Below are 26930 nucleotides of genomic sequence, written 5' to 3' on the forward strand. Positions count from 1 at the left end.
GGCCGTCGGGGCGCGCCCCCACACCCGCGATCGGCCCCTGGAGGTTCCGTGTTGTCGCGCGCTGTCGCCTACCTGACCGCCCTGTTAACCCTGTCCGCCCTGCTGCTCGCGCCCGGTGCCGTGGCGGCCGACCCGGACGCCGGCCAGAGACCCGCGGCCCTGACAACTGCCCAGAAAGCCCAGAAAGCGGACCGGAAAGCCGCCGCGCCCCCGCCCACCAGCGGCTTCGAGAAGGTCAAGCTCGACGGCGGTCTGGGTATGGGGGAGCCGATCGAGCTCTCCGTACTGCCCGACGGCAAGGTCCTCTACATCAACCGCGGCACCAGCGCGGCCGGTGGCCAGGTCCGTCTCTACAACCCGGTCACCAAGTCCACGACGGTCGCGCTGACCATCCCGCTGGACGCCCGTTTCGAGGACGGGCTGATCGGCATCACCCTGCACCCGAAGTTCGCCACGACCGGCTGGGTGATGCTCTTCTACTCGCCCAAGAGCACCCCGCTGGTGAACCGGATATCCCGGTTCACCTTCAGCCAGAGCACCAACACGATCGCCCCGTCCAGCGAAGACATGATCATCGAGTGGCCGACCGAGCGTGAGATGTGCTGCCACTCGGCCGGCTCCATGTCCTGGGACACGGCCGGGAACCTCTACTTCGCGGTCGGCGACAACACCAACTCCGGTGGCGACGCGCAGGGCATGGCCCCGATCGACGAACGCCCGTCCCGGCACGCGCAGTTCGACGCCCAGCGCACCTCCGGCAACGCGAACGACCTGCGCGGCAAGATCAACCGTATCCATCCGGAGGACAACGGCACCTACACCGTCCCGGACGGCAACCTCTTCGCCAAGGGCACCGCGGGCACCCGCTCCGAGGTCTATGTGATGGGCGTACGCAACCCCTACCGCGTCTGGGTCGACAAGAAGGCGAACAACACCCTGTACTGGGGCGAGGTCGGCCCCGACGCCGGCGCCACCATCCCCGCGCGCGGCCCGGCGGCGTACGACGAGTTCAACCGGGCCACCGGCCCCGGCAACTACGGCTGGCCGTACTGCGGCGGCAACAACGTGGCCTACAACGACTGGGACTTCGCGGCCAACCAGCCCCGCGGCTGGTTCCCCTGCGGTGGCGGCACCGGCCCGGTCAACAACTCCCCGCGCAACACGGGCATCCAGCAACTGCCGCCCACCAAGCCGTCGTTGGTGTGGGAGCAGCACGGCGGCAGCAAGGAGTGGCCGCAGCTCGACAATCCGGGCGGCTGCGGTTCGCCCAACCACACCGAGGTCTACCACTACGACGCGAATCTCAACTCCGACGTCAAGTGGCCCCAGTACTACGACAACAAGCTGCTGATCTCGGAGTACTGCCGCAACTGGATCAAAGAGGTCCAGTTCAACAACGGCAACGCGAGCACCGGTACACCGACCGCCATCGAGCCGGTCCTGGACGGCATGAAGCTCGTCCACCCGATCGACATGGAGTTCGGCCCGGACGGCTCGCTGTATCTGCTCGAATACGGCAGCGGCTACTTCTCGGGAGCCGAGGACGCCGGGCTCTACAAGATCAACTATGTGCAGGGCGGCCGGTCACCGCTCGCCAAGGCGGCCGTGAACAAGGACAACGGACTCGCGCCGCTGGCCGTGACGTTCTCCAGCGCCGGCAGCAGCGACCCGGACGGCAATCCGCTCAGCTACGCGTGGGACTTCACCGACAACGGCAGCACCGACTCCACCGCCGCCAACCCCTCCTTCACCTATCCGTCGAACGGCAACTTCCAGGCGAGACTCACGGTCAGCGACGGCACCGGTCGCACCGGCACCGCGACGGTCCCGGTCGTCGTCGGCAACAACCGCCCCACACTGACGATCTCGCAGCCACCGGCGGGCAGCGCGTTCGAGTGGAACGAGAACGTCACCGTCACCGCGTCGGCGACCGATCCTCAGGACGGCACGATCGACTGCTCGAAGGTGATCGTACGGATCGCCCTGGGCCACCAGGAGCACGCGCACGAGGTAGCCGAAGGCACCGGATGCTCCACGACCTTCAACACCGGACCCATCCACTCCGGTCTCGACGCCACGCAGTTCTACGTGGTGCGGGCCAGCTACACCGACAAGGGCGCGGCCGGCACCGTACCGCTCACCGGCGAGAAGGAACTCAGCCTGTGGCCCAAGAAGTGGCAGGCCGAGCACTACGCGCAGCTGTCGGGCCCCCAGATCATCACGGCCGCCGGAGCCGAGGGCGGCAAACGCCTGGGCGACGTACAGAACAACGAATGGGTCAAGTACCACCCGGTGAGCCTCAAGGGCGTCACCGGGATCAAGGCGCGGGTCTCCTCCGACAAGGCGGGGAACGTCGCGACCTTCCGGTACGACTCCGTCACCGGACCGGTGGTGGCGCGGGTGACCGTGCCCAACACCGGTGGCTGGGAGACGTACTCCGAGATCAGCGTGCCCGTCACGGGCGCCGTGGAGCAGCCGCGCGATCTCTTCGTGGTCTTCACCGGCGGCTCCGGCGCCATTCTCGACCTCGACAGCTACACCTTCACCGGGCCCGGCATCAGCCGCCCCGCCACCCTGACCGGCCGTGGGAGTGACGCACAGTGATCATCGCGAGATCAGCCAGAAGACCCGGGACGGCGGGCACGGGAACGCGCGCCGCGCGCTTCACGAGAACGCGGCCCGCCCGCTCCACGACAACGCGCACCGCACGCCTCCTCGGCGCGTTCCTCGTCCTCGTCTGCATGGTGACCGGCCTGTCGGGCGTGTCCGGTGTGTCACCGGCCGTGGCCTCACCCACCGACCACGCCTTCAACTCCTCCACCGGCATGCTGAACGTGGACTACGCGAAGTACATGTCCAAGCACGACATCGTCTACAACCGCCCGACGACCGACCCCAAGCACGGCCTCACGGTCGGCAACGGCCGTACGGGCGCGATGGCCTGGCAGAACAACGGCCTCAACATGCAGGTGTCCGGCGTGGACACCTCGCAGCAGACCGCCTTCGGCGCCGGGCTGCTCAACCTGTCCACCACCCCGGCGATGGACAGCGGCTACTCGACCTTCCAGCAGCGCCTCAACCTCTACGACGGCACCCTCACCACCAAGTACGACAACAACCGCACCGTCACGGTGATGGGCCAGCCCAACTCCGAGGTCATGGGCATCCATGTGGAGGACTCCCGCTCCGGGGTGTCCGCGATCACGCTGGACCTGAGCCTGTGGGACGTCGCCAACCTCGGCAACAGCGGTGACGTGCCCGACATCAACACCTGGCGGACCGTGTCCACGTACGCGGATTCCACCGGCGCCGGACTCAGCCGGGGCCAGTCGGACCCGCAGAACTTCGGCTACACGCTCGGCGCGACCGTGGAAGGCGCCGCGTACACCGCGCGCGTCGTGGACGGCCGCAAGGTGCGGCTGTCGATCACGCCGGACTCCAGCTACACCATCTGGTTCACCGCGAGCAGCCGGCTCAACGCGCCGAGCCACAACTCGGTCACCGAGGCCAAGCGCGCGCTGGCGGCCGTCAAGACCACCGGATACCCGAACACCAACACCGCCTATCTCAACTGGTGGCACGCGTTCTGGCAGAAGTCGTTCGTCCAGTACTCCAACGGGTCCCGCGAAGCGGACTACATGGAGAACGTCTACTACCTCTCCACGTACATGATCGCGGCGGCCGGATACGGAAACTATCCCGCCCACTTCATCAACGGCGTCTTCCGGGCCACCGGGGACGCCACGAAATGGAGCAACGCGTACTGGTTCTGGAATCAACGGGACATCTACAACTCGTTCCTGGCCTCCAACCACACCGATCTCATGGCCGGGTTCAACAAGCTCTACAGCCGGAACTTCGACGCGCTGAAGGCGTACACCCGCACCCGGTACAACGTGGACGGCATCTGGGTGCCGGAGACGATGGGCTGGGACGGCAACGCGCGCGGCACGGTCAACAGCGACTACACCAACAACATCTGGTCGACCGGCACCGAGGCCGCGTACAACATGTACCTCCAGTACACGTACACGAACGACACCAACTACCTGCGGAACACGGCCTATCCGTTCATGCGCGAGGTCGCCAAGTTCTACCAGGCCAAGCTGTCGTTCAACAGCTCGACCGGTAAGTACTACGTGGCGTCGTCCCACTCGCACGAGACGTACTGGAACGTGCCGAACGCGATCACGGACCTGGCCGCCGTACGCACCCTGTTCCCGCTCGCCATCAAGGCGAGCAACCAGCTGGGCCTGGACGCCTCCCTGCGTCCGCAGTGGCAGAACATCCTGGACAATCTGATCGCGTATCCGTCCGACACGAACGCGAACACCTATCTGCCGCACACCCCGCCGATCGCGCAGACCCGGAACAACGAGAATGTCGCGGCCGAGCTGATCTGGCCGTACGACCTCACCGGCATCGGCTATCCCGACCAGCAGAAGGCGATCAACACCTGGAACGTCAGGCCCTTCCCGTACGGAAACGTCTGGGCCAACGACGCGATCCAGGCCGCCAGACTCGGGCTCGGAAATCAGACGCTCCAGGGTCTGAAGACCATGCTGCAGAAATACCAGAACTATCCGAACGGCATGACCAGCAACACCAACGGCGTCTTCGAATATCTCGGCGTACACCTGGCCGCGACGAACGAGTCGCTGCTCCAGTCGTACAACGACAAGATCCGGGTCTTTCCCGCCGTCCCCACCGATTCCACCTTCGTCGGCAAATTCAGCCTGCTGGCCAAGGGCGGATTCATGGTCAGTTCGGAGAGGGAGGCCGGAGAGGTCAAGTACGTCGGACTGAAAAGCCAGTTCGGTAACGCGGCCCGCGTCGTCAACCCCTGGGGTACGCAGGAGGTCAGGGTACGCAGGACCTCCGACAACGCCGTCGTGACGACCACCAGCAGCGCCGAGATCACCTTCAACACCGGCTCGAACGAAGTGTACGTCGTCGAGCGGACGGCCAAGCCGCTCAGCTCCTACACCCAGACCCAGCTCACCGGCACCGCGAACCAGGGCATGAAGTCCCTGGCCGGCACCAGCTCCACGCTGGGGTCGAACGCGACGGCCGACCCGATGGTGAACAACACCGCGCTGACGTACGACAGCAACTGGCACCTCACCACCAGCCGTGGCTACGGCGACTACAACGACGACAGCCACCACAGCAACACGGTGAACGCGGTCGCGTCGTACACGTTCAACGGCACCGGGGTGGAGTACCTGTCCGAGCGCAACGGCGACATGGGGACCGTCGACGTCTATCTCGACAACGTCTTCCAGGCGACGGTCAACCTCCGCGCCGACGGCGCGAGACAGGTCCAGCAGGTCGTCTGGCAGAAACAGGGGCTCACCCGCGGTTCGCACACGATCAGGATCGTGAACCGCGGTACGGCCGTCGGGATGGTGGACGCGCTGCGTATCACCCCCTGACAGGCCGCCCATGACTGTGGCCCCGCGCGGAGGGACGCCGCGCGGGGCCACACCCGTGAAAGCGGGGCCGCACCCGTGAAAGGGCCACGCCCATGGAAGGCGGGCGCTACGTCACCACGGCGCGGGCGCCGGCGGGGCGACCACCGGCGGGCGGTCGTCGCATGTGATCGTGTTCGGCAGCAGCCACGGCGCGAGCCACGACTCCGTGCCCCGGCCCCCGTCGTTGCCGCCGAGGTCGGTGAGCGCGAACTCCGACCCGGCGGGCGTGAAGTTGAAGGAACCGCAGTTGTTGACGCCGACGGCGCCGACATCGCGCGCGTCCACGTTCTCGAAGGACGCGGACCCCTTCACCCGGGCGCTGACCGCCGACGTACCGGTCCCGTCGATCCTGACGTCCTTGAAGCGGACGCCGTCGATCGCGTACAGGTCCTTCACCGCGTAGTCGCTGACCAGCATGATCGCGTTGTACGTGCTGTCGAGATAGCGGTCGCCGGTCACCCGGATGTCCGCGTCGATGTCCTTGTCGAGCGCGTAGAGCCAGATGGCACCCAGTCCGATGTTCCAGTTCAGCTCGTAAGTCCCGGCGCGCACCGTGGTGTTGTCGGTGAAGTTCAGCGCCCCGGTGAAAGCCTCGGCGCCGAAGCGGGACCCGGCGTGCAGCGCGCTGCCCTCCCGGACCGGGTCGGCGACCAGATTGGCCGAGACGGTGTTGTCCGTGCCGCCGTAGACCGCGATGCCGTTGGCCAGCACCGGTGACTGCACGGTGTTACGGGTGAACGTGTTCCGCGCGTTGGCGGTCTTCTCCGACCACATCGCGAGGCCGTCGTCCCCGGTGTTGCGGACGAAGTTGTCGGACACCGTCGAATTCACCACGCCGGTATGGAAGTTGAGGGCGTCCGCGATCTGGTCGACGACGATGTTCCCGGACACGCGGACGTTCGACATCGGCCCGTCGAACCAGAGGCCGACCTTGGTGTGCCGGATGTGCAGGCCCTTGATCGTGGAGTCGCTCATCGCGCCGCCGACGCCGTTGACCTGGTCGGTGTCGATCCGTTCCCGTACGTCGCCCTCGATCGCGAAGCCGGACAGATGGACGTTACGGCTCCCGCCGTCCGCCGCGTCCTTGCCGTAGAAGCCGACGCCGGTGTGGACCGAACCGTCGGGGGCGGGCCGGTCGAGGGTGACCTGGCGGCCCTTGACGACCGTGTGCCAGTTGCCCGCGCCCTCGATGGTGACGTCGTCCACGACGATGTGCCGGTTCACCTGGTAGGTGCCGGGCGGGAGGTAGACCGTGAGGTGCTTGCGCTTCGCGTAGGCGATCGCTCTGTCGAACGCGTCGGCCGAGTCCCGCCGGCCCGACGGATCGGCGCCGAACAGCAGCACGTTCGCGGCGACGAGCCGGACGTGCGGCGCGCCGACCAGCTCCGAGTCGAGCAGGTCCACCACGGTCCAGTCGGCCTTGCTGCCGGCCGGGACCGTCAGCCGTACCTTGTCACCGGCGCGGTATGTCTTGCCGAGCTTGAGCCGCTGTTCGTCGTAGAAGTGGCTCGGGCGGAACGGCTTCGTGATGACCGGCGCGGGGGTGGTCGCGGCCGGCACGCACGCGCACTCGGTGATCCACCAGTCGGGGTGCAGCAGATCGGCGCCGGGGTCGTTCGAGAACGGGTACTGGTTGTAGAGCCACGCGTACTGCGAGGTGAGCGTCATGGTCTGACGGCCCTTGCCGTTGACTGTGACATCGAGGGGCGCGGTGATGCCGCCACCGCCGGGCGCGTCCGGAATGCTGTAGCGCACGGTGATCGCGTTGGCCGCGCTGGGCAGGGTGAACTCGACGTACTGCTTGGGCGTCAGCTTCACCGCCGTTCGGCCGGACGCCTCGGACGGCAGCGTGTACGCGGTCCGGTCCGGTCCGATGACCGCGCCGTTCGTCGCTACGCTCTCCGCCTCCTGCTCGGCGAAGCCGACACGGGCGCCCCGGTCGGAGACGAGCGCGGGGTCGAGGGCGGCGCGGGTGACGACGGGGCCGTTCGTACGGGGTCCACCGTCCGGCGGCGCGGCGAGTGCGGTGCCACCACCGCCCAGCAGGCCGACGGTCAGACCGAGCCCGACTGCGGCGGCGGTCAACGAGGTCCACGACATCTAAAGCTCGATTCTCTTGGGGAGGGCGAACGTCTGTGGGGCTGACGCTCGGCGGAGCGGACGCCGTGGGGGTGAGGTGGACATTAGGACCGCCGTGCCTCGCTCCACAAGATGCCTGCGAGCTGTTTTCGTGACTCTGCGACTCAACTGCGCGTGTGAGTCGACTTCTTGCGTCGAGCGTCAAGATCGTTTACGAGTTCCCGGCGCCCGGCATAGTGAGGGCTTCTCCCGCGCGTCAGCACGGGTAGGCAGGGCCAGGCCGGCCCGCCGGGAGAAGAAGGTGACGATGGACGCCACAAGCCAGGAGAGCTTCCTGGAATTCGTACGGAACAGGTCGACCGCTCTGCTGAGAACGGCCGTGCTGCTCAGCGGAGGCGACCGCCACGCGGCCGAGGACCTGCTGCAGAACGCCCTCATCAAGGCCGCCGGCCGCTGGCACCGGATCGACGAACCGGAGGCGTACGTACGGCAGATCCTCTACCGGCAGCAGGTCAGCCGGTGGCGGCTGAAGGGCCGCCGCAAGGAACTCTCCGTCGCCGAACCGCCCGACCCCGGCGCCGACACGCGCACCGGCGCCGTCGGTGCCGACACCACCGGTGCGGCGGAACTGCGCCTCGTGATGCGCGAAGCGCTGTCCCGGCTCACCGCGCGGCAGCGCGCCGTACTCGTCCTGCGCTACTTCGAGGACCTGCCCGAGGCCGACGTCGCGCGCCTCCTCGGCTGCTCCGTCGGCACGGTCCGCTCCACCACCCACCGCTCACTCGCCCGCCTGCGCGTCCTCGCGCCCGAACTCGCCCTGCTCGACCCGTCGTCGTCCGACGCCGGGCAGCAGCGGACACCGCCGTCCCGCGACTTCGCCCCTGTGGAGGTACGACCGTGAACGTCGAGGAACTCGTACGGGCCTCGCTGCGTGAGCAGGCCGCCGGCACCGTGTCCCCGCCGAGCGACTTCGCCGGCCGGATCCTCACCGCGCGGCGCCGCCGCACCCGGCGCACCGTCACCGGTGTCGCCGCCGCCACCGTGCTCGTGGTCGCCGTCGCGGTGGGCGTGCCCGTCGCGCTCGACTCGGGCGACGGGCCCACCCAGTTGGCGAGCGAGGTCTCCCGGGGGGAGACACTCACCCAGGTCGACCAGTCGCCGCCGCGCGACCTGATCGCGGCCGGCGACCAGGCGCTCGCCGCGTACTTCACCATCCGCAAGGTCGAGCAGCCCAACCGCGACCAGATCATGACCCGTACCTACTCCCTGCTGGACCAGAGGACCGGAAAGTACGAGGTCGACGCGCGCTGGGCCTATGTGGCGGTCGCGCCCGGCATGCGTACGGCGGCGGTCCTGGAGCGCCAACTGCCCGCCACCCGCATAGGAGTTCTGGATCTCCTCACCAAGAAGGTGACGCGCTGGATCCCGGTGGAGGGAGCCGGGGGAGGCGTCGGCGCGGTCGAGTTCTCGCCGGACGGCAAACGGCTGATCGCCACGACGTACGACCGGAACCCGGACCGCCTCTCCTGGTCGAAGAGGATCGAGGTCACCGACGCGGACGGGAGCGCGATGCGGCCGCAACCCGTCTACTCCCGCACCGGGTTCGCGATCGTCGACGTCGGGACGGGCGACTCCGACTGGCACGAGGTGCCGCCCCACCGGATCCCGGGCATGGGGCGAGACGTCGAATCCGGTGAGAGATTCCATTTCAACAGCGACGGCACGCTGGTGTACGAGCCCGCCGTCATCGCCGAGGACGTCAGTCTCATCGGCGGCGGCGACGGCGACGGCGGCATGTCGGCGTACGAGCCCGGCAAGGCGGACCCGGGCCGGATCTTCCGCGACCTGCGGGGCCGGAAGGTGCCCGCGCCGCCGAAGGAGAGGTACGTCGACCTCAAGCTGGCCCCGGCGGGCCTCTCCCCGAACGGTGAACTCGTCGCGGGCCCCTTCGCCGGCGGCGGGCGTACGACGGCCACCGAGGTCCTCGACCCGAAGACCGGCGAGCGCGTGGCCAAGCTGAAGGGCCAGGAACTCCTCGCCTGGGCCGACGACAAGCGGCTGATCGCCTGGGACATCGCGGCCGGCGGCAACGAGTTCGAGAACCGGCTGGTGCTGGTCACGATCGGCAGCGACCGGGTGGTTCCGCTGAGCGGAGCCCGTACCCCGAAGGACTACGCACCGGGCCGCTGGGAACCGGTCCTCGCCAGGCGCTGACGCCGGATTCTCGGGGCCGGGACCGTCGGGGGGCGGCCCCGGCGCCACCGCGGCAGCGTCGGCAGCCACGGCGCGGCGCCGACCAGGAGCAGCAGTGACAGCACGGGCACGCGCCACCAGGACGACAGGTGCGCCGGGGGCGGGGACGGAGTCTCCGCGACCCACGGGCGGGCCGTCTTCGACCACGCCACGAACGCGTCACCGATCGGGATCAGACCGAAGGCGTAACGCTTCGTCCACGGGGTGCTGACCGGCAGGCCGAGCAACTCCCCGTAGTTGGCGATCCCTTCGGCCAGCGAGGCGTCGCCCTGGACCTGCGCGGCGCCGAGCGTGACGACCGTCGCCGACAGGCTCACGCCGAGGGGAAGCGGTCCGGAGTCGACATCGGCCGGGCCGTCCATGCCCTCGGGGTACTCACGCGTCGTGGGCCCGAGGCCGAGCGGCGACACGACATAGCGGTCGCGGAAGATCGTGTACTGCTCGCGGGCGAAATCCGGTTCTATCTCGACCAGGAACCGTTGGATGATGCTCTGCGAGGTTCCCCTGGCCACCTCGACAGGGTCGCCGGTGTCGGGGGTGACGCGGTGCGGCAGCAGTCTCGTACGGGGGTCGAGACGCTGCCGCACCCCGTCGAGCCACCGCTCCACCGTGCCGGTGAACCGGGAGGGCAGCAGTGAGTCGTGCAGCCGCAGCGAGGCGGTGGCGACGGTCGAGTCGACGGGCCACGCCTGGCCCGGATACGCCGTCAGATACGGCGACTCGGAATCGTCGAACGCCGCGCCGAGAGCGGCGGAATCAGCCGCGAACCGGCGTGTCTGCGCGGCGTCGCGCTCACCGGCCGGCCGCAGCATCAACGTGCCGCCGCGCAGCCAGTTGGTCCAGCCACGGTAGAAGACCCCGTACGACGGGGTCAGTTCGGGACTGAACGCGGCCCGCCCGGCATCCGACTCCAGCCGCCCCAGCGCCCACCGCGCCTCCCGCAGGGCCTCGGCGCGCGCCTGGCCCGCCGGCTTCCGCATCCCCAACTCGACCCAGCTCAGCCCGTACAGGGCGTGCAGGAAGAAGTACCCCTCCGGGAACTGCTGTTGGGCGTCGTCACCTGCGCCGTCGTCCAAGGACGCCCGTATGAAGTCCAGTTGAGCACGCACCCCGACGGGCTCACCGCCCGCCCCACCCGTGGCGGGCGCCACGAACCGCACGGCCCCGACCAGCGCACACCCACTGACGAGCACGGCGACCACCAGGCGCGCCCGTCGCAGCACCTGGCGCGTGGTGGTGGTGGCTCGCTCCGGCATCCGCCGATCCTAGGTGGTTCGCGCGCCCGCCGTTCGGGGCGCGGCGTGCATGTGCTGTTCACCTGGCGGAGCCGTGGCGTTCCCGGCGGTGCAGGTCCCGGCGGGGTGGGATGGGGGGAATGAGACGTCGTGTGAGGGGTTGGGCCGGGCGCTCGGTCGTCGCGGGGCTCGGCCTGGTGATGGTGGGGTGTCAGATGGGTTCAGGGGCGGGAACGGGCTCCGGAAAAGGCTCCGGGGCGAGGGTGGCGCGGGCGGCGGGGGAGTGTGGGGCCGTCGATGTGTTCGTGTCCGGGCGGGACGGCTACGACACCTTCCGGATTCCGGCCGTCGTGGCCGTGAGGGAGCCGGGGTCCGGGCGGGACGTGCTGGTCGCGTTCGCCGAGGGGCGGCGGCTCGGGAAGGCGGACCACGGGGATGTGGATGTGGTGCGGCGTCTGTCGTACGACGGTGGGTGCACCTGGTCGGAGCTGCGGCCGGTCGCCGACGCCGGGCCGGACACGCTGGGCAACCCCGCGCCGGTGGCCGTCGGGGACGGCGGCCGGTTGGTGCTGCTGACCACGCGGAACGGCGGTGACGCCACGGAGTCCGCGATCATGACAGGGAAGGTCGCCCCGGAGGACGGCCGCCGGGTGTTCGTCCAGTCCAGTCCGGACGCGGGGGCCACCTGGTCCGCGCCGCGCGAGATCACCGCGCAGGTCAAGCGGGCCGACTGGCGCTGGTACGCCACCGGCCCCGGCCACGGCGTCGAACTGACCGCGGGCCCCGACGCGGGGCGACTCGTCGTCGGGGCGAACCACTCCGTGGCCCCCGCGGACGGGAGTACGGACACCGGAGCCGAGCCCCGCCACTACGCCGGACACTCCCTGCTCAGCGACGACGGCGGCGAGACCTGGCGGATCGGGTACGTGGACGTCGCCGGTGACGGCACCCACCATGTGAACGAGACGGCTGTCGCCCAACTCCCCGACGGAACCGTCTACTTCAACGCCCGCGACCAGAAGGGCAGCGCCCCGGGCAACCGGGTCCACGCCTGGAGCCGGGACGGCGGCGCGACCCTCGACGCCCCGTTCGAAGAGGTCGCCTCGATCACCGCGCCGCCCGTGCAGGGCAGCCTCCTCCAGGTGAGCGGGGACGCAGCCGACGCGCCGCTGCTGATGGCCTCGCCCGCCGACCCCCGCGACCGGACGTGGATGACCGTGCGCACGAGCCGGGACGGCGGCGCGACCTGGTCCGACGGATACCGGCTGTCCGACGCCAAGGCCGCCTACTCCGACCTGGTCCGACTGGACGACGAGCACGTCGGGATCCTCTACGAGACCGGGAGCACCACCCCGTACGAGGCCATCCGCTTCACCCCGCTCCCGGTCACCTCGCTGACGACCGACTGACGACCGGCAGGCCCAGTGACATGACGGACCGTCAGGTGCGGCGCCGTACGTCGTCGAGATAGCGCAGCACCGCCGCGACCCGGCGGTCCGTCTGGTCGGCGGGCGACAGGTCGAGCTTCGCGAAGATGCTGCGGATGTGTTTGTGGACGGCGCCGTCCGTGACGAAGAGCCGCCCGGCGATGGCGGAGTTGCCCAACCCCTCGGCCATCAGGGCGAGTACGTCGCGTTCACGGGGACTGAGCCGTTCCAGACGGGTGTCGTCGCGGCTGCGGGTGAACAACTGGGCGACGACATCGGGGTCGATGGCGGTCCCGCCGTCCGCCACGCGGTGCAGCGCGTCCAGGAACTCCTCGACGCGGCCCACCCGTTCCTTGAGGAGATACCCGAGGCCGGTGACGCCGCCGGTGAGCAGGTCCGTGGCGAAGCTCTGCTCGACGTACGCGGACAGGACGAGCACGGCCAGGTCGGGACGGCGGCGCCGGGCCTCGACCGCCGCGACGATCCCCTCGTCGGTGTGGGTCGGCGGCATCCGTACATCGAGGATGGCGACATCCGGCTTGTGCTCGTCGATGGCGTCGAGGATCCCGGCGGCGGTACCGGCGGTGGCCACCACGTCGAGGCCCTCCGCGCGCAGCAGGAGGGCGAGTCCTTCGCGCAGCAGCGGGTCGTCCTCGGCTATCACGATCCGCATGGGAGTTCCACCTCAAGGGTTGTGGGGCCGCCGGGAGGGCTGGCCACGGTGAGGGTGCCGTCGAGCGCCGCGATACGGCGGCGGATGCCGACCAGGCCGGAGCCGCCGTTCTCGTCCGCACCGCCCCGGCCGTTGTCGCCGATGCGCAGGCGCAGCCTGCCGCCACCGCCGCGTACCGTCACGGTGGCCTGCTCGGCGTGGCTGTGTTTGGCGATGTTGGTCAGCGCCTCGGCGACCACGAAGTAGGCGGTCGCCTCGACGGACGCGGCGCGCCGCTCGGGTGCCTCGACGTCGATCCGGCAGGGCACCGGACAGGACGCGGCCAGACCGGTGAGCGCGCCTTCGAGCCCGCGGTCGGTCAGCACGGGCGGCAGGATGCCGCGGGCGACCGAGCGGAGCTCGGCCAGTGCCTGCTCCGCGGAGCTGTGGGCGCGTTCGAGGAGTTCCTCGGCGCCTGCCGGATCGCGGGCGACCATGCGCCGCGCGGCGCCGAGCAGGATCGTGACGGTCACGAGCCGGTTCTGGGTGCCGTCGTGCAACGAGCGCTCGATGCGCCGCAGTTCGGTGGCGTGGGCGTCCAGGGCGGCTGCCCGGGTGGCGGTGAGTTCCGCGATCCGCAGCGACAGGTCGGCGTCGGGCCCGGCGGACAGCAGCTGACGCCCCGGCCTCGCCTGGAGCCTGGCCATGCCCGGTGTGAGGCCCAGGATGATGGCGATCCACCCCAGGCCCAGCAGGGCCACGGCGGCGACGTCGGACCAGCCGCGCGCGACTCCGAGTCCGATGGAGGCGCTGCTGGCGTCGTCGGGCATCAGCTGCCAGTAGAGGGGGAACGTGCTGTCGCGGATCGCGCAGAGCGGCAGCAGTACGCCGATCAGGCCCAGCAGCAGTCCGAGCGTCGCGTGGCGGACCAGCCAGCTCAGCTCGCGGCGGGTGGTGGGGTCGGTAAGGGCCGGGCGCAGTCGGGTCGGGGCGGGGCCGGGGCCGGCCAGTTCGGGGCCCCACCGGTTCAGCCTGCCGCGTTCACGGTCGGCGACGGCGTGCAGGAGGCGCAGCGTGAGGGGCGCCATGAGGAGGCCGATCCCGACCGGGGCGGCGACGACGGTGACGGCCAGCGACACCAGGGTGAGGAGCGCCAGCAGGGCCGTACCGAACCCGCCCGCGAGCCTTTCGAGCGCGACGAGGGCGGCGCCACCGGCGCGGACGACGATGTCGCGGATGTTCGTGTCGCGGACGCCGGTGCCGCGGACGCCGGTGTCGTGAGTGCGGGGCTCGTGGACGCTGTCCGGTCGGGGTGTGGTTTCTCGCGTGCCGGCCTCAACGGGCCCGCCGAGTTCGCCGTGTTGGGTCGACATCAACCTCTCCTTCGGCAGCGACCCTATGCGGCCGACCGGTCGGCAGCCAGCCGGACGGCCGAGGAGTACAGCCTGCTGTACCAACAACCGGGCGGCAGGCGGGCTCGGCCGCGAGGGGGGCCGGTTCATAGCGTCGGTGACGACAGCGAGAGCCCCTCCGAGCACACCGAGGAAGCACCCCATGACATACACCGACCCCTACCGTCCGACCGGCGCCGCGGGCAGCCCCGACGCGTTGCCGCCGACCGATGTCACCCGGGCCGGAGTGGCACGCACGCTGCTCTGGCTGGTGCTGGTGATCAGCGCGGTCGGCAACATGGTCGCCTCGTACAGCGGCTCGGGTACGCCGGTCCACCTCGCGTGCGGCGTGGTCACCGCGCTCTGTGTGACGGCGCTCGTCGTGCAGCGTCTGCGGGGCCGGCGATGAGGGCGGCGCTCGGGCGGGCGGTCGGGCGGGCCGAGAGGCGTTCGGCGGACGCGGGCGTCGGCCAGAGGCAGGGACAGGGACAGGGGCACGTACCCGTGCCCGTAGCCGTGCCCGCCATCGAGTTGGCGAACCTCGGCAAGACGTACCCGGGCGGAGTCGTCGCTCTGCACGACGTGTCACTGACCGTCGAACGCGGCACGTTCCTCGCCGTGATGGGGCCGTCGGGGTCGGGCAAGAGCACCCTGATGCACTGCGCCGCCGGGCTCGACGCCCCGACCGGCGGCAGCGTACGGATCGACGGCCAGGAGATCGGCGGACTGAACGAGAACCGCCGGACCGAACTCCGGCGCGAGCGGATCGGGTTCGTCTTCCAGTCCTACAACCTCGTTCCCTCGCTCAGCGTCGCGGACAACATCACCCTGCCTCTGCGGCTGGCGGGACGGACCCCCGACCGGCAGTGGCTGCACGCCCTGACCGAGCGGGTGGGACTGTCCGACCGGCTGAGCCACCGGCCGGCCGAACTCTCCGGCGGCCAGCAGCAACGCGCCGCGATCGTACGGGCGTTGGTGGCCAAGCCGGCCGTCGTCTTCGCCGACGAACCGACCGGTGCGCTGGATCTGCGCAGCGCCCACGGGGTGCTGAACCTGCTGCGTGAACTCGTCGACGAACTCGGTCAGACGGTGGTGATGGTCACCCACGACCCGGCCGCCGCGGCTCAGGCGCACGAGGCGCTGGTGATGGCGGACGGCCGTGTCGTGGACACCCTGCGGGCGCCGACCGCACCTCAACTGGCCGCCCGGCTCGTCTCGTTGGGAGAGAACTGATCATGCTGCGTCTCGCGGTACAGATGGCCCGGCACCGGATCAGCGCCCTGCTGGCCGTGGTGTGCGCGGTACTCGGTGGTGCGGCCCTGATCACCGGCACCGGTGTACTGACCGAGTCGGGACTGCGCTCCCAACTGCCGCCGGGCCGGCTCGGCGGCGCCGACATCCTCGTATCGGCCGACCAGACCTTCCGGCACAGCCCGGACCTGCCGATCGCGCTGCCGGAACGCGGCACCGTTCCCGCCGCGCTGGTCGAGCGACTGGCCCAACTGCCGGGCGTCACCGCAGCGGTGGGGGACATCAGCTTCCCCGTCGGCCTGCTCGACGCCAGTGGGCGGGCCGTGCCCGTCGAGGACCCTCGGACGGCCGGGCACAACTGGTCGTCCTCCAGACTGCTCGCCGGCCCGGACATCGAGGGTGAGAAGCCCGCCGGTGCCGGCGAGATCGCCGTGGACAGCGCCGTCGCCGCCGCGGCGGGTGTGCGGCCGGGCAGCGAGGTCCGCGTGGTCGCGGCCGGCCGCCCCGCCGCCGAGTACCGCGTCTCCGCGGTGATCGACGCACCCGGCGCCGGTGTCCTCTTCGCCGACAGGACCGCCGCCGACCTGGCCGGCCGTGCTGACGGGTCCCGTTCCGATCCCAAGTCCGGTCCCAGGGACGGTCCGAGGGCCGATCCCACGGCCGATCCGAGGTCCGGGACGGTCGACCTGATCGGACTCCGTACGGAGCCGGGCGCCACCGCCACGGTCGCGTCGGCCGTACGCGCCGAACTGCGCGCCGCCGAACCGCGCGCCGCCCACCCCCTCGACACCGAACCACTCGCCGCCGACCCCCCCACCCCCCGACTCGTGGTGGCCACCGGCACCGAGCGCGGCGACATCGCGGCTCCCGACGCGGCGGCCGCCCGCTCCCTGCTGATCCTGCTCGCGTCCTCACTGGCGGGCATCATCCTGCTGATCACCGGCTTCGTCATGGCCGGCGCCCTGGGCGTGGTGATCGCCGGGCAGCGACGCGAACTCGCCCTGATGCGCGCCGTCGGCGCGACCCCGAAACAGATCCGCCGGCTCGCCGCCGCCCAGGCCACCGTCATCGCGGCCGTCGCGCTCGTGCCCGGCATCCCCCTCGGCTATCTGCTGGCCGGCCAGTTCCGGCGACTGCTGGTCGACCGCGGCGTACTCCCGGAAGCCCTCCCACTGACCTTCGGCCCCCTTCCCGCTCTCGCCACAATCCTCCTGCTGGCCGTGGCGGTTCAGCTGTCCGCCCGGGGCGCCGCCTGGCGTACGTCCAGGATGCCCGCCACCGAGGCGGTCGCCGAGTCGCGCAGCGAACCGCGCCACCCCTCCCGTCTGCGGACCCGCGCCGGCCTCCTGCTCATCGTCGCCGCGACGACCCTCTCCGTGGTGCCGCTGCTGTCACGGACCGCGCTCGCCGCGACCGCCACCTCCCTCGCCGGCATCGTCGCGGCGATCGGCCTGGCCCTGGCCGGACCCGCGCTGATCGGCCGCGTCAGCGACACGCTGGCCCGCCGCCTGCCACGCGGTGCCTCACCCGCCACCTGGCTGGCGATGTCCAACGTGCGCGGCTATGCCATCCGTATCGCCGGAGTCGTCAGCACCCTCGCCATGGCGGTCGTCTTCACCCTCACCTACACGCTCGCCCAGACCACGGTCCTGACGGCCACCACGCACGACGTCCGCACCGGCACCCTCGCCCAGGAACGACTGAGCGCGCCGGGCCTCGGCGGAGTGCCCGAGGGCACTCTCGCCGCCGTACGGGACACCCCGGGCGTACGGGAGGCGGCTCCCGTCACCTCCACCACCGTCCTGTGGCCGTACAAGCAACTCGGCGACACCGTGGTCGAGTCGGCCGCCGCGATGATCCTCACCCCCGCCGCGCCGGACGTGCTCGACCTCGACGTACGGTCCGGCAGTCTGGCCCGCCTCACCGGCGACACCGTCGCCGTCGGCAGCGACGTCGCCACCTCGCGCGGCGCGACCGTCGGCCGGCGGATCGGCCTGATCCTCGGCGACGGTACGCGCGTCACCCCGCGCGTCGTCGCCGTCTACCACCGCGGCCTCGGCTTCGGCCCGGTCGTCCTCTCCCGCGATCTCGCGATGGACCACACCACCACGCGCCTCGACCAGAGCATCCTCGTCCGCACCGACACCACCACGACGGCCCACGCGAACCTCACCGCCCTGGTAGCCACCCGCCCCGGCCTGTCCCTCGCGCCCGCCGACACCACCGGCACCGGCGGCGGGCTGAGCGACGCGCCGCCCGAGGTCTGGATCAACCTCGCCACCATCGTCGTGCTCCTCGGTTACCTCCTCCTCAGCATCGCCAACAAGCTCACCGCCACGACGGCCCAACGCCGCACCGAGATCGCCACCCTGCGGCTCAACGGCACCACCCCACGCCAGATCCGGGCCATGATGCGCCGCGAAGCCGCCCTGATCGCCACCGCCGCCCTCACCGCGGGACTGGCGGTCTCCGCGATCCCGCTCGCCCTTCTGGGCATCGGCTTCCTCGACCGCCCCTGGCCCGCCGGTCCGCCCTGGCTGCTCCCGGCCGTCGCGCTCACGATCGTGAGCATCGCCTTCCTCACGATCGAACTCCCCACCCGCCAGGCCCTGCGCACGTCACCGGCGGACGCGCTCGCCCACCGCGAATAGCGCGAAGCCGCTCGCCGGCCTGGTCCTTTAGGGTGACCGGATGCGATACGTCATCCCGTTCACCGGCTCATGCGCGGACCGGCCCCGCGCATGACCAGGGAGACCAGATCGCTGCCGGCGCTCGCGCCCGGCGGGGTGGACACGCCGTTCGTCATCGTGGGCTACGACGAGATCGTCACCCAGGACACCGTCTGGGACGAGCACTCGCACCCCTTCCACGAACTGCTCTGGAACGAACGCGGCGTGTCCTCGGCGGTGGTCGGCGCACGGGTTTGGACCGTCACCCCGGCGCTCGGCCTCTGGATGCCGGCCGGGACGCTGCACTCCGGTTCGGCGGTCGCCGGCACCTGGTTCCGGGCGAGTTTCTTCGGCTTCCGCACCACGTCGTCCATCTCCCCGACACCGGTGGCCGTCGAGATCACCCCGCTGCTGCGACTGCTGCTGGAACGGCTCGGTGATCCCGGTCTCCCCGCCGCCTCGCGCGCGGCGACCGAGGTGCTGGTGCTCGACGTACTCGCGCCGTCGCCGCGCGAGTTGCTCGTACACGTACCGACTTCCACGCTGCTGCGCCCGATCGCCGAGGCGGTGCGCGAGGATCCGGGCGACCCCCGGACGCTGACGGATTGGGCGGCCGCGCTCCGGGTCAGCCCCCGCACGATCACACGTGCGTTCAACACCGAGACGGGCACGAGCTTCGCGCGCTGGGTGGCGGCGGTACGGGCACAGCACGCGGTCGCCCTGCTCACCCGGGGCTGGGACGTCGAGGCCGTCGCGGAGCAGGTCGGCTACCGGTCGGCGAGTGCTTTCGGTGTGGCCTTCCGGCGTACGACGGGGCTGACGCCGGGCACGTTCCGTACGCAGTGAGCCCCGGCGCTGTCCTCGCCGTTGTCCCGGTCAAGTCCTGACCGATGTCCTGACCGATGATGCCCTGACCGATGTCCGGATCGCGACAACCCATGTCTCAAAGGGTCGATTGCGACACAGTGGTCCCTTCTCATAAGGTGCGAAGGTAAGCCTTACCTAACCGGGCGTTCGTCCGGCGGGGACGGCCCCCCCCCCGACCTTTCCGAAAGCTGAGTACGGACCCATGCCTGCACACCGTCTTCGTCTGCTCATCGCGGCCGCCGCCGCAACCGCCCTTACGGGTCTCGCCGCCTGCGGCGGCCCGGCCGACACCGAGAGTGGGAGCGGTGGGAGCGGTGGGAGCAAGGGGGAGAAGGGCGGTTCGAGCGGGTTCCCCCTGACGGTCGAGCACGCCCTGGGGAAGACCACCATCCCCGCCAAGCCCAAGCGCGTCGCCACTGTCAACTGGGCCAACGACGAAGTGCCGTTGGCGCTCGGGGTCGTACCGGTCGGCATGGCCAGGGCGAACTTCGGCGACGACAACGACGACGGCGTCCTGCCCTGGACCGCCGAGCGTCTCGACGAGCTGAAGGCGAAGACGCCGGTGCTGTTCGACGAGACCGACGGCATCGACTTCGAGGCCGTGGCCGACACCGAACCGGACGTCATCCTCGCCGCGTACTCCGGACTGACCCGCCAGGACTACGACACGCTGAGCGAGATCGCACCCGTGGTGGCGTACCCGGAGGCCGCGTGGGCGACCCCGTGGCGCGAGATCGTCCGGACGAACAGCAAGGCGATCGGGCTCGCCGACGAGGGCGAGAAGCTGATCACGGACCTTGAGGGGGACATCTCCAAGACCGTCGCCAAGTACCCGCAGCTCAAGGGGAAGTCGGCGATGTTCATGACCCACGTCGACCCCAACGACGTGAGCGAGATCGGCTTCTACACCGCGCACGACACCCGGACCCTCTTCTTCGAGGACCTCGGTCTGAAGATCCCGGGCAGCATCGCGAAGGCGTCCGAGGGCACGAAGAAGTTCGCCCTGACGAAGAGCGCCGAACAGATCGACGTGTTCGACGACGTCGACATCATCACGGGTTACGGCGACGAGTCGGGCGAACTGCTCACGTCGCTCGGCAAGGACCCGCTGCTCTCGAAGATCCCGGCCATCGACCGCGGCTCGGCGTACCTGCTGCCCGGTGACGCACCCCTGGCGACCGCCGCCAACCCGACGCCCCTGTCGATCTCCTGGGTGCTGGACGACTACGTCGCGGCGCTGGCCAAGGCCGCGGACAAGGTCAAGTGACACCGACCACGCCGACGTCCGACCCGGCCGCTCCGGCCACCCCCGACCCGGCCGCCCCGATCGACCCCGCCACCCCCGCCGACACCAGGACCGCCGCACCCCGGCCCGTCGTGACGCGACGTCCGGCGAGCACGCGGACGCTGTGGCTGCTCCTCGCGGTCCTGGTGCTGGCGGCACTCATGGTGACGTCCCTCGCCTACGGCTCCCGCGCCGTCGCCTGGTCCGACGTCTGGGCGGCGCTCGGGGGAGCGGACGACACCCTGGAACAGGCGGCGGCCACCAAGCGCATCCCCCGTACCGTCCTCGCGGTCGTGATCGGCGGTGCGCTCGGCCTGGCCGGGGCCGTCATGCAGGGGGTGACCCGTAACCCGCTCGCCGACCCGGGCATCCTCGGCGTCAACATGGGCGCCTCGCTGGCCGTCGTCACCGCCGTCGCCTTCTTCGGGCTCACCTCACCGACCGGGTACATCTGGGTCGCGACCGCCGGCGCCGGGCTCTCGGCGCTGTTCGTGTACGTGGTCGGGACCCTGGGACGGGGCGGTGCCACGCCCCTCAAACTCGCGCTCGCCGGCGCCGCCACGTCGGCCGCGTTCGCCTCGCTCGTCAGCGCGGTCGTCCTGCCGCGCAACGACATCGCGGGAAGCTTCCGGCTCTGGCAGATCGGCGGCGTCGGCGGCGCGTCCTTCGAGCGCATCGGGCACGTCCTGCCCTTCCTCGCGGTGGGCTTCGTCCTCTGCCTGCTGTCGGCACGCGCGCTCAACTCGCTCGCGCTCGGCGACGAACTCGCGGCCGGGCTCGGCGAACGCGTCGCCGTCGCACGGGCCGTGGCGGCGCTCGGCGCCGTCGTCCTGTGCGGCGCGTCCACCGCCGTCGCCGGGCCGATCGCGTTCGTCGGCCTCGTCGTACCGCACGCCTGCCGCCTGCTGATCGGCGTCGACCACCGCTGGCTGCTGCCGTTCTCGGTGCTGCTCGGGGCGGCGCTGCTCACGGCCGCCGACGTGGTCGGACGGGTCGTGGTGCGCCCCGCGGAGATCGACGTGGGCATCGTCACGGCGCTCATCGGCGCCCCGTTCTTCATCTACATCGTCCGCCGCCAGAAGGTGCGTGCCCTGTGAGCGCCAAGGTCCTGACCGGGCCACCGTCCGCCGGAGGCGTCGAAAGCGCCCGAGCAGCGGAAGGCCCGGAGGCTGTCGACGGTGTCGAGGCCGTGGCCGTGGCGCGCGGCCGGGTCCGGCGCGCGTCCCGTCGCCGACTGGTCGTCCTCGTACTCGCCGTACTCCTCGTCGCCGCGTCCGCCGGCACCCTGATGGCGGGCCAGACGTTCTACCCGCCCCGCGACGTGGTCCGGGTGATCCTCGGCGAACAGGTGCCCGGCGCCTCCTTCACCGTCGGGCGCCTCCGGCTGCCCCGTGCCGTCCTCGCCGTGGTGGCGGGATTCAGCTTCGGTCTGGCCGGGGTCACCTTCCAGACGATGCTCCGCAACCCGCTCGCCAGCCCCGACATCATCGGCATCAGCTCCGGCGCGAGCGCCGCGGCGGCGATCGCGATCGTGACGCTGTCCCTCGGCGAGACACAGGTGTCGATCCTCGCCATCGCCGCCGGTCTCGGCGTGGCGATCCTGGTGTACAGCCTGGCGTTCCGGGACGGCGTGGTCGGCGCACGGCTCATCCTGATCGGCATCGGGATCTCCGCGATGCTCGACAGCACCACGTCCTACGTGCTGTCCCAGGCCGCCGAGTGGGACCTTCAGGAGGCGATGCGCTGGCTGACGGGCAGCCTCAACGGCGCGACGTGGGACCAGACCGTACCGGCGCTCGTCGCCGTGGCCGTACTCACGCCGGTCCTGCTGGCGCGGTCGCGCGACCTCTCCGCGATGCAGCTCGGCGACGACACCGCCGCCGCTCTCGGGGTACGCGTCGAACGCACCCGGATCACCGTGATCGTCGCCGCCGTCGGACTGATCGCCTTCGCCACGGCGGCGGCCGGACCGATCGCGTTCGTGGCGTTCCTCTCCGGTCCCATCGCGGCCCGGATCGTGGGCGCCGGTACGTCCCTGCTGGTGCCCGCCGGACTGGTCGGCGCCCTGCTGGTCCTCGTCGGCGACTTCTGCGGCCAGTTCGCCTTCGGCGCCCGCTACCCGGTCGGCGTCGTCACCGGCGTACTCGGCGCCCCGTACCTCGTCTATCTGATCATCCGCACCAACCGGGCGGGAGGCTCGCTATGACCACGACCCATTCACTCGCCGCCGAACAGCTCACCCTCGGCTACGGCGACCGCACGGTCATCGACTCCCTCGACCTGGCCGTCCCACCCGGCCGGATCACGGTGATCGTCGGCGCGAACGCCTGCGGGAAGTCCACGCTGCTGCGCTCGATGTCCCGCCTGCTCGCACCCCGCGAGGGCCGCGTCGTCCTCGACGGCAAGGAGGTGCACCGCCTGCCCGCGAAGCAACTCGCCCGCACCCTCGGCCTGTTGCCGCAGTCACCGGTCGCTCCCGAGGGCATCACGGTCGCCGACCTCGTCGGCCGCGGCCGCCACCCGCACCAGACCGCCTTCTCCCGCTGGAAGAAGACGGACGACGACGCCGTGGCGTCCGCCCTGGACGCGACGCGCACGACGTCCCTCGCCGACCGCCCCGTCGACGAACTCTCCGGCGGCCAGCGCCAGCGCGTATGGATCGCCATGGCGCTCGCGCAGCAGACCGATCTGCTCCTGCTCGACGAGCCCACCACCTTCCTCGACGCGAGCCACCAGATCGAGGTCCTCGATCTGCTGACCGACCTGAACGAGGCCCGCGGCACCACGATCGTCATGGTCCTGCACGACCTCAACCTCGCCGCCCGCTACGCCGACCACCTCATCGCCCTCGCGTCCGGCCGCCTCCACGCGTCCGGCCCCCCGTCCGACGTACTGACGCGGGAGACCGTCCGCACGGTGTTCGGCCTCGACAGCCGCGTCATCGAAGACCCCGTCTCCGGCCGCCCCTTGATGCTCCCGATCGGCCGCCACCACGTACGCGCGTGAATTCGGCCAGGAGGGGGCTAACTCAACCCGCGCAGTTCCTGGACCTCGCCGCCCACCTTCGTGCGGAGCTTCGTGAGCAGTGGGGGCTTCGCGCCGATGGCCCATCTAGGGCCGACCAGGTAGGTACCGCCGTACATGCTCGCGGTGTCCAGCCAGGTCAGTTTGAGCTTCTCCGTGGGGAAGGTCGTCACGATCCAGTTGCCCTCCGGGGTGACGCACACCGCTTCACGGAGTTCGTCGGCGTCGGTACGCATCTCCGCCGCGCAGCCGGTCATGGACGCGATCTTCTCGATGCTCGGGGGCGCGGCCGGGGGGACAGGTGCGGCCGTCGCCTTCGGCGGTGGTGTGCTCGCCCTGCCGGCCGGGTCGGCGGAGCATCCCATGGCCAGGGAGGCCAGGAGGAGGGGCAGGGCGAGCGCCCCCGTGGTGCGTGCGGGGTGGGCGCGGGGTGGCGTCACCGGTGTTGCCTTCCTGCGGGCGGGGTGTGGGGGGAGGTACGTAGCGGTGCGGCCCGCCGTTCAACCTGGCGGGCGAGGCACGGGGTGGCACCGGGGCGTGGATGATGTGCGCAGCATGGCCGAGGCCGGAGGATCCACGCCGCGTCGTCCCCCACGCGTGGAGGGGGCGGGACGATGGCTTCGCGCTGCCGTGTTCACGGGGACAAGTGCCGTCCTGGCGGCGGTCGGTCACCATCTGGCGTCCGAAGACCCGGTGCCGTGGCTCCGGTTGCTCGTCGCGTCCGCCGTCGTGCTGGCGATCGTGTCCGCCGGGGCGGGCAAGGCCCGTTCGTGGTGGCCCGTGGCCGGGGCTACGGCGGTCACACAGGTCGTTCTGCATACCGCGCTGTCCTCGTCCGGCGGTCCCGCCGCCGTTCACCACGGTGAGACGCACGGCGCCGCGAGCGCGGGATACGCCGCGCACCACAGCGCCACGACGATGTCGGCCGCGCATCTCCTGGCGGCCGGCTGCGTCGCCGTCCTCATGCATCGCGCCGATCGGCGGCTGTCCGACGTGCCGCACGACGTGGGCGGTTGGGCCGGGTCACTCGTGGCGGCGGTCGCCACCGCGGTCGGGCGGCGCGGGCTCACGCCGCGCTCGCTGCCCCGGCCTTCGAGCGGGCCACCGCCGGTTCCGTACCGGCAGTCCACGGCGCGGACCGTCCTCGCCCATGTGCTGATCCGTCGAGGTCCACCGGAAGGCCGCGTACGCGACGTTCCCCTGAACCCCGCGGATCGCGCCCGCCGCGCGTGACTCCGCCCGTACGGAGAGAGACACCCCCAATGAACGCTGCACGCACTTCCACCGCGGGCCGGCGCCTCGGCGTCCTGGTCGCCGCGACCGTCGCGATGATGGCGACCGGGACAGGTCCGGCCGCGGCGCACGCCGAGGTGACCGCGTCGGACAGCAGGGCGCTGGCCGAGAACGTCACCCTGTCGTTCGTCTCCGAGGCGGAATCCGACGCCGCCGGCATCAAGGAGCTGCGGATCGTCCTGCCGAAGGGCATAGCGCCCGGCACCGTCGCGCTGAAGGAGGCCCCGAAGGGATGGAAGCTGGCGGCCACGGCCGACGGCTACACCGTGAGCGGTACGGCGCTGGCCGCGGGTACGGACGCCGAACACAGCATCACCGTCCGTCAGTTGCCGGACGCGAAGTCGCTGGCCTTCAAGACCGTCGAGACCTACGGCGACGGCAAGATCTCCCGCTGGATCGAAGTGCCCGGCGACGGACAGCAGGTGGAGAACCCGGCCCCGGTGCTGGAGCTGAAGAAGGCCGCGCCCGGCGCCGAGTTGATCGCGCCGAGCCCGTCACCGGAGCCGAGCACCGGCGCGCCGTCGTCGTCGGCCGCCGCCGGTCCGGGCGACGACGCCACGGCCTCGGCTTCGGCCGAGTCGGAGGCCGACGCGAAGGAGGAGGACTCCGGCGGCGACGGAGTGCTTCTCACCGTGGTCGCCGTCGTCGCGGTCCTGGCCGCCGGAGCCGCCATCTGGTGGGTGCGCCGCTCCCGTAACCGCGCCTGACCGAGGGCGTGTCGGTGCACGGCATACGTCGCGCACCGGCACGCTCCTCGTCGGGCGTACGCCATGACGCGGGCCACCGCGGATCCCGGGCTTGGAGCCGGGTCACTAAGATGCTTAGTATGCGTGATCGAGCCTTTGTACGGTCGATCGCTCATCCCGGTCGGCAGTGAAGGTGCCGCCAAATCCGTTGCGCCCGCGCGGAGTCGGAGGACAGCCGAGTGGTCCGTCCGGCAGCGGCCGAGGAAGAAGGAGCTCGCCTCCATGGCGTCCCACCGTCGTCCGAAGCAGCCGGCCCCCGCGTACACGGGCGTGCTCACCGCGACCGCCGCCGCGGCCGTGGCGCTGTCGACCCAGTCCGCGTCCGCCGACCCGCTCCCCGATCCCAACGCGAAGGGCGTTCAGGCACAGATCGACCGCCTGTACGAGGAGGCGACCCAGGCCACGGAGAAGTACACCGGTGCGCAGGAGAAGGCCGGCAAGCTGGAGAAGCAGGTCGAGAATCTCCAGGACGGGGCGGCCCGCCGCCAGGACGGTCTCAACGAACTCCGCAACCGCCTCGGCTCGGTGGCCACCGCCCAGTACCGCAGCGGCGGTCTCGACCCCTCGCTCCAGTTGATGCTCTCCACCGACCCGGACTCCTATCTGGACAAGGCGTCGGACATGGACCGGCTGAGCGACCGGCAGGCCGAGACGCTCAAGCAGTACCTGTCCCAGCAGCGCGCCCACCAGCAGCAGCGGGCACGGGCCGGCGAACAGCTCAAGGCGCTCCAGGACACCCGTAAGGAACTGGGCAGCAAGAAGAAGGAGATCCAGGGCAAGCTGGCGAAGGCGCAGTCGCTCCTCAACTCGCTGACGGCCGAGGAGCGCGCGGAGCGGACGGCCAAGGAGGAGCGGATCAACCGCGACAGCGACCGGGTCGACCTCGGCAACGAGGCCGGCGGGTCACAGCGCGGCATGTCGGCGTTCGACGCGGCGAAGAGCCGGGTCGGCATGCCGTACGTCTGGGGAGCGTCCGGCCCGAACTCCTTCGACTGCTCCGGACTGACGTCCTGGGCGTTCCAGCAGGCCGGCGTCTCCATACCCCGTACCTCCCAGGCCCAGGCCAACGTCGGCACCCGCGTCAACTCACTGAGCGCGCTCAAGCCCGGCGACCTCATCATCATGCGCACCGACCTCAGCCATGTCGGCTTCTACGCCGGGAACGGCCAGATCCTCCACTCCCCGAAGCCGGGCGCCCAGGTGCGCTACGAGTCGATCGCCCGCAGCGGCATGCCGTTCATGTGGGGCGTACGCCTCTAGGGCCTGTCTTCAAAGTAGCGCCGT

General features: G+C 70.9%; 21 protein-coding genes. 16 read left to right on the top strand and 5 right to left on the bottom strand.

All coding sequences use genetic code 11. The features are described from left to right. The first annotated feature begins 48 nt into the window (after positions 1 to 48). Both ACFUN8_RS14860 and ACFUN8_RS14865 read left to right on the top strand, forming a co-directional pair. On the top strand, positions 49 to 2604 hold the full coding sequence (locus tag ACFUN8_RS14860) for a PQQ-dependent sugar dehydrogenase (RefSeq protein WP_383636237.1): 2556 nt from the start codon (positions 49 to 51) through the stop codon (positions 2602 to 2604). Continuing rightward, positions 2601 to 5435 carry a glycoside hydrolase family 95-like protein gene (locus ACFUN8_RS14865; protein ID WP_383636240.1) on the top strand — a complete coding sequence of 945 codons (2835 nt, stop codon included), beginning with the start codon at positions 2601 to 2603 and terminating at the stop codon, positions 5433 to 5435. The genes ACFUN8_RS14860 and ACFUN8_RS14865 overlap by 4 nt, the downstream gene beginning before the upstream one ends. A 111-nt stretch (positions 5436 to 5546) precedes the next feature. Here the strand turns inward: ACFUN8_RS14865 and ACFUN8_RS14870 are convergent, their stop codons facing one another. Beyond that, on the bottom strand, positions 5547 to 7574 hold the full coding sequence (locus ACFUN8_RS14870; protein ID WP_383636243.1) for a glycosyl hydrolase family 28-related protein: 2028 nt from the start codon (positions 7572 to 7574) through the stop codon (positions 5547 to 5549). A gap of 286 nt (positions 7575 to 7860) precedes the next feature. Here ACFUN8_RS14870 and ACFUN8_RS14875 point away from each other — a divergent pair, with 286 nt between their 5' ends. Together ACFUN8_RS14875 and ACFUN8_RS14880 are read left to right on the top strand one after the other, a co-directional pair. Beyond that, positions 7861 to 8454, top strand: coding sequence for a SigE family RNA polymerase sigma factor (locus ACFUN8_RS14875; protein ID WP_383636246.1), 594 nt, complete (start codon positions 7861 to 7863; stop codon positions 8452 to 8454). Further along, the gene (locus ACFUN8_RS14880) at positions 8451 to 9767 is read left to right on the top strand and encodes a hypothetical protein (RefSeq protein WP_383636249.1); all 1317 of its coding nucleotides are present in this window, start codon (positions 8451 to 8453) and stop codon (positions 9765 to 9767) included. Before ACFUN8_RS14875 ends, ACFUN8_RS14880 begins: the two co-directional genes overlap by 4 nt. Here ACFUN8_RS14880 and ACFUN8_RS14885 read toward each other — a convergent pair. Further along, complete coding sequence (locus tag ACFUN8_RS14885) at positions 9725 to 11062, bottom strand: hypothetical protein (RefSeq protein ID WP_383636252.1); 1338 nt, start codon at positions 11060 to 11062, stop codon at positions 9725 to 9727. The genes ACFUN8_RS14880 and ACFUN8_RS14885 overlap by 43 nt on opposite strands. A 284-nt stretch (positions 11063 to 11346) precedes the next feature. On the opposite strand from ACFUN8_RS14885, the gene ACFUN8_RS14890 reads away from it, so the two are divergent. Beyond that, positions 11347 to 12450, top strand: a complete 1104-nt coding sequence (locus ACFUN8_RS14890) for an exo-alpha-sialidase (RefSeq protein WP_383636255.1) — start codon at positions 11347 to 11349, stop codon at positions 12448 to 12450. Between the two features lie 31 nt (positions 12451 to 12481). Here the strand turns inward: ACFUN8_RS14890 and ACFUN8_RS14895 are convergent, their stop codons facing one another. Next, positions 12482 to 13141, bottom strand: coding sequence for a response regulator (locus ACFUN8_RS14895; protein ID WP_383636258.1), 660 nt, complete (start codon positions 13139 to 13141; stop codon positions 12482 to 12484). Then, positions 13129 to 14493, bottom strand: a complete 1365-nt coding sequence (locus tag ACFUN8_RS14900) for a sensor histidine kinase (RefSeq protein WP_383636261.1) — start codon at positions 14491 to 14493, stop codon at positions 13129 to 13131. Before ACFUN8_RS14900 ends, ACFUN8_RS14895 begins: the two co-directional genes overlap by 13 nt. A gap of 181 nt (positions 14494 to 14674) precedes the next feature. Between ACFUN8_RS14900 and ACFUN8_RS14905 the strand changes: the two genes are divergently transcribed. From ACFUN8_RS14905 to ACFUN8_RS14940, 8 genes are all read left to right on the top strand, one after another. Beyond that, the gene (locus ACFUN8_RS14905; RefSeq protein WP_383636264.1) at positions 14675 to 14920 is read left to right on the top strand and encodes a hypothetical protein; all 246 of its coding nucleotides are present in this window, start codon (positions 14675 to 14677) and stop codon (positions 14918 to 14920) included. Next, positions 14917 to 15744, top strand: a complete 828-nt coding sequence (locus ACFUN8_RS14910) for an ABC transporter ATP-binding protein (protein ID WP_383636267.1) — start codon at positions 14917 to 14919, stop codon at positions 15742 to 15744. Before ACFUN8_RS14905 ends, ACFUN8_RS14910 begins: the two co-directional genes overlap by 4 nt. Before the next feature lie 2 nt (positions 15745 to 15746). Next, positions 15747 to 18413, top strand: a complete 2667-nt coding sequence (locus ACFUN8_RS14915) for an FtsX-like permease family protein (protein WP_383636271.1) — start codon at positions 15747 to 15749, stop codon at positions 18411 to 18413. 90 nt (positions 18414 to 18503) lie between these two features. After that, the gene (locus tag ACFUN8_RS14920) at positions 18504 to 19277 is read left to right on the top strand and encodes an AraC family transcriptional regulator (RefSeq protein ID WP_383636274.1); all 774 of its coding nucleotides are present in this window, start codon (positions 18504 to 18506) and stop codon (positions 19275 to 19277) included. Positions 19278 to 19500: 223 nt separating this feature from the next. Beyond that, positions 19501 to 20565 carry an iron-siderophore ABC transporter substrate-binding protein gene (locus tag ACFUN8_RS14925; RefSeq protein WP_383636277.1) on the top strand — a complete coding sequence of 355 codons (1065 nt, stop codon included), beginning with the start codon at positions 19501 to 19503 and terminating at the stop codon, positions 20563 to 20565. After that, the gene (locus ACFUN8_RS14930) at positions 20562 to 21680 is read left to right on the top strand and encodes a FecCD family ABC transporter permease (RefSeq protein ID WP_383636280.1); all 1119 of its coding nucleotides are present in this window, start codon (positions 20562 to 20564) and stop codon (positions 21678 to 21680) included. The genes ACFUN8_RS14925 and ACFUN8_RS14930 overlap by 4 nt, the downstream gene beginning before the upstream one ends. Beyond that, positions 21677 to 22789 (top strand): FecCD family ABC transporter permease, encoded by a 1113-nt coding sequence (locus tag ACFUN8_RS14935; protein ID WP_383636283.1) that lies wholly within the window; start codon positions 21677 to 21679, stop codon positions 22787 to 22789. The genes ACFUN8_RS14930 and ACFUN8_RS14935 overlap by 4 nt, the downstream gene beginning before the upstream one ends. Further along, a complete protein-coding gene (locus ACFUN8_RS14940) occupies positions 22786 to 23589 on the top strand; it encodes an ABC transporter ATP-binding protein (RefSeq protein ID WP_383636286.1) in 804 nt (267 codons plus the stop codon). Before ACFUN8_RS14935 ends, ACFUN8_RS14940 begins: the two co-directional genes overlap by 4 nt. Positions 23590 to 23606: 17 nt before the next feature. Here ACFUN8_RS14940 and ACFUN8_RS14945 read toward each other — a convergent pair whose 3' ends face one another. Continuing rightward, positions 23607 to 24047: a hypothetical protein gene (locus ACFUN8_RS14945; RefSeq protein ID WP_383636289.1), complete on the bottom strand. Its 441-nt coding sequence runs from the start codon at positions 24045 to 24047 to the stop codon at positions 23607 to 23609. 190 nt (positions 24048 to 24237) lie between these two features. On the opposite strand from ACFUN8_RS14945, the gene ACFUN8_RS14950 reads away from it, so the two are divergent. The 3 genes from ACFUN8_RS14950 to ACFUN8_RS14960 all read left to right on the top strand — a co-directional run bounded on the left by ACFUN8_RS14950 (position 24238) and on the right by ACFUN8_RS14960 (position 26906). Then, positions 24238 to 24840: a hypothetical protein gene (locus ACFUN8_RS14950; protein WP_383636292.1), complete on the top strand. Its 603-nt coding sequence runs from the start codon at positions 24238 to 24240 to the stop codon at positions 24838 to 24840. A 29-nt stretch (positions 24841 to 24869) separates the two neighbouring features. Further along, entirely contained in the window at positions 24870 to 25607 is a 738-nt protein-coding gene (locus ACFUN8_RS14955) for a DUF1775 domain-containing protein (RefSeq protein WP_383636295.1), read from the top strand. Between the two features lie 261 nt (positions 25608 to 25868). Further along, positions 25869 to 26906 carry an NlpC/P60 family protein gene (locus tag ACFUN8_RS14960; protein ID WP_383636298.1) on the top strand — a complete coding sequence of 346 codons (1038 nt, stop codon included), beginning with the start codon at positions 25869 to 25871 and terminating at the stop codon, positions 26904 to 26906. The last annotated feature ends 24 nt before the right edge of the window (positions 26907 to 26930 follow it).

Source organism: Streptomyces sp. NPDC057307 (assembly GCF_042667665.1).
Classification (GTDB): domain Bacteria; phylum Actinomycetota; class Actinomycetes; order Streptomycetales; family Streptomycetaceae; genus Streptomyces.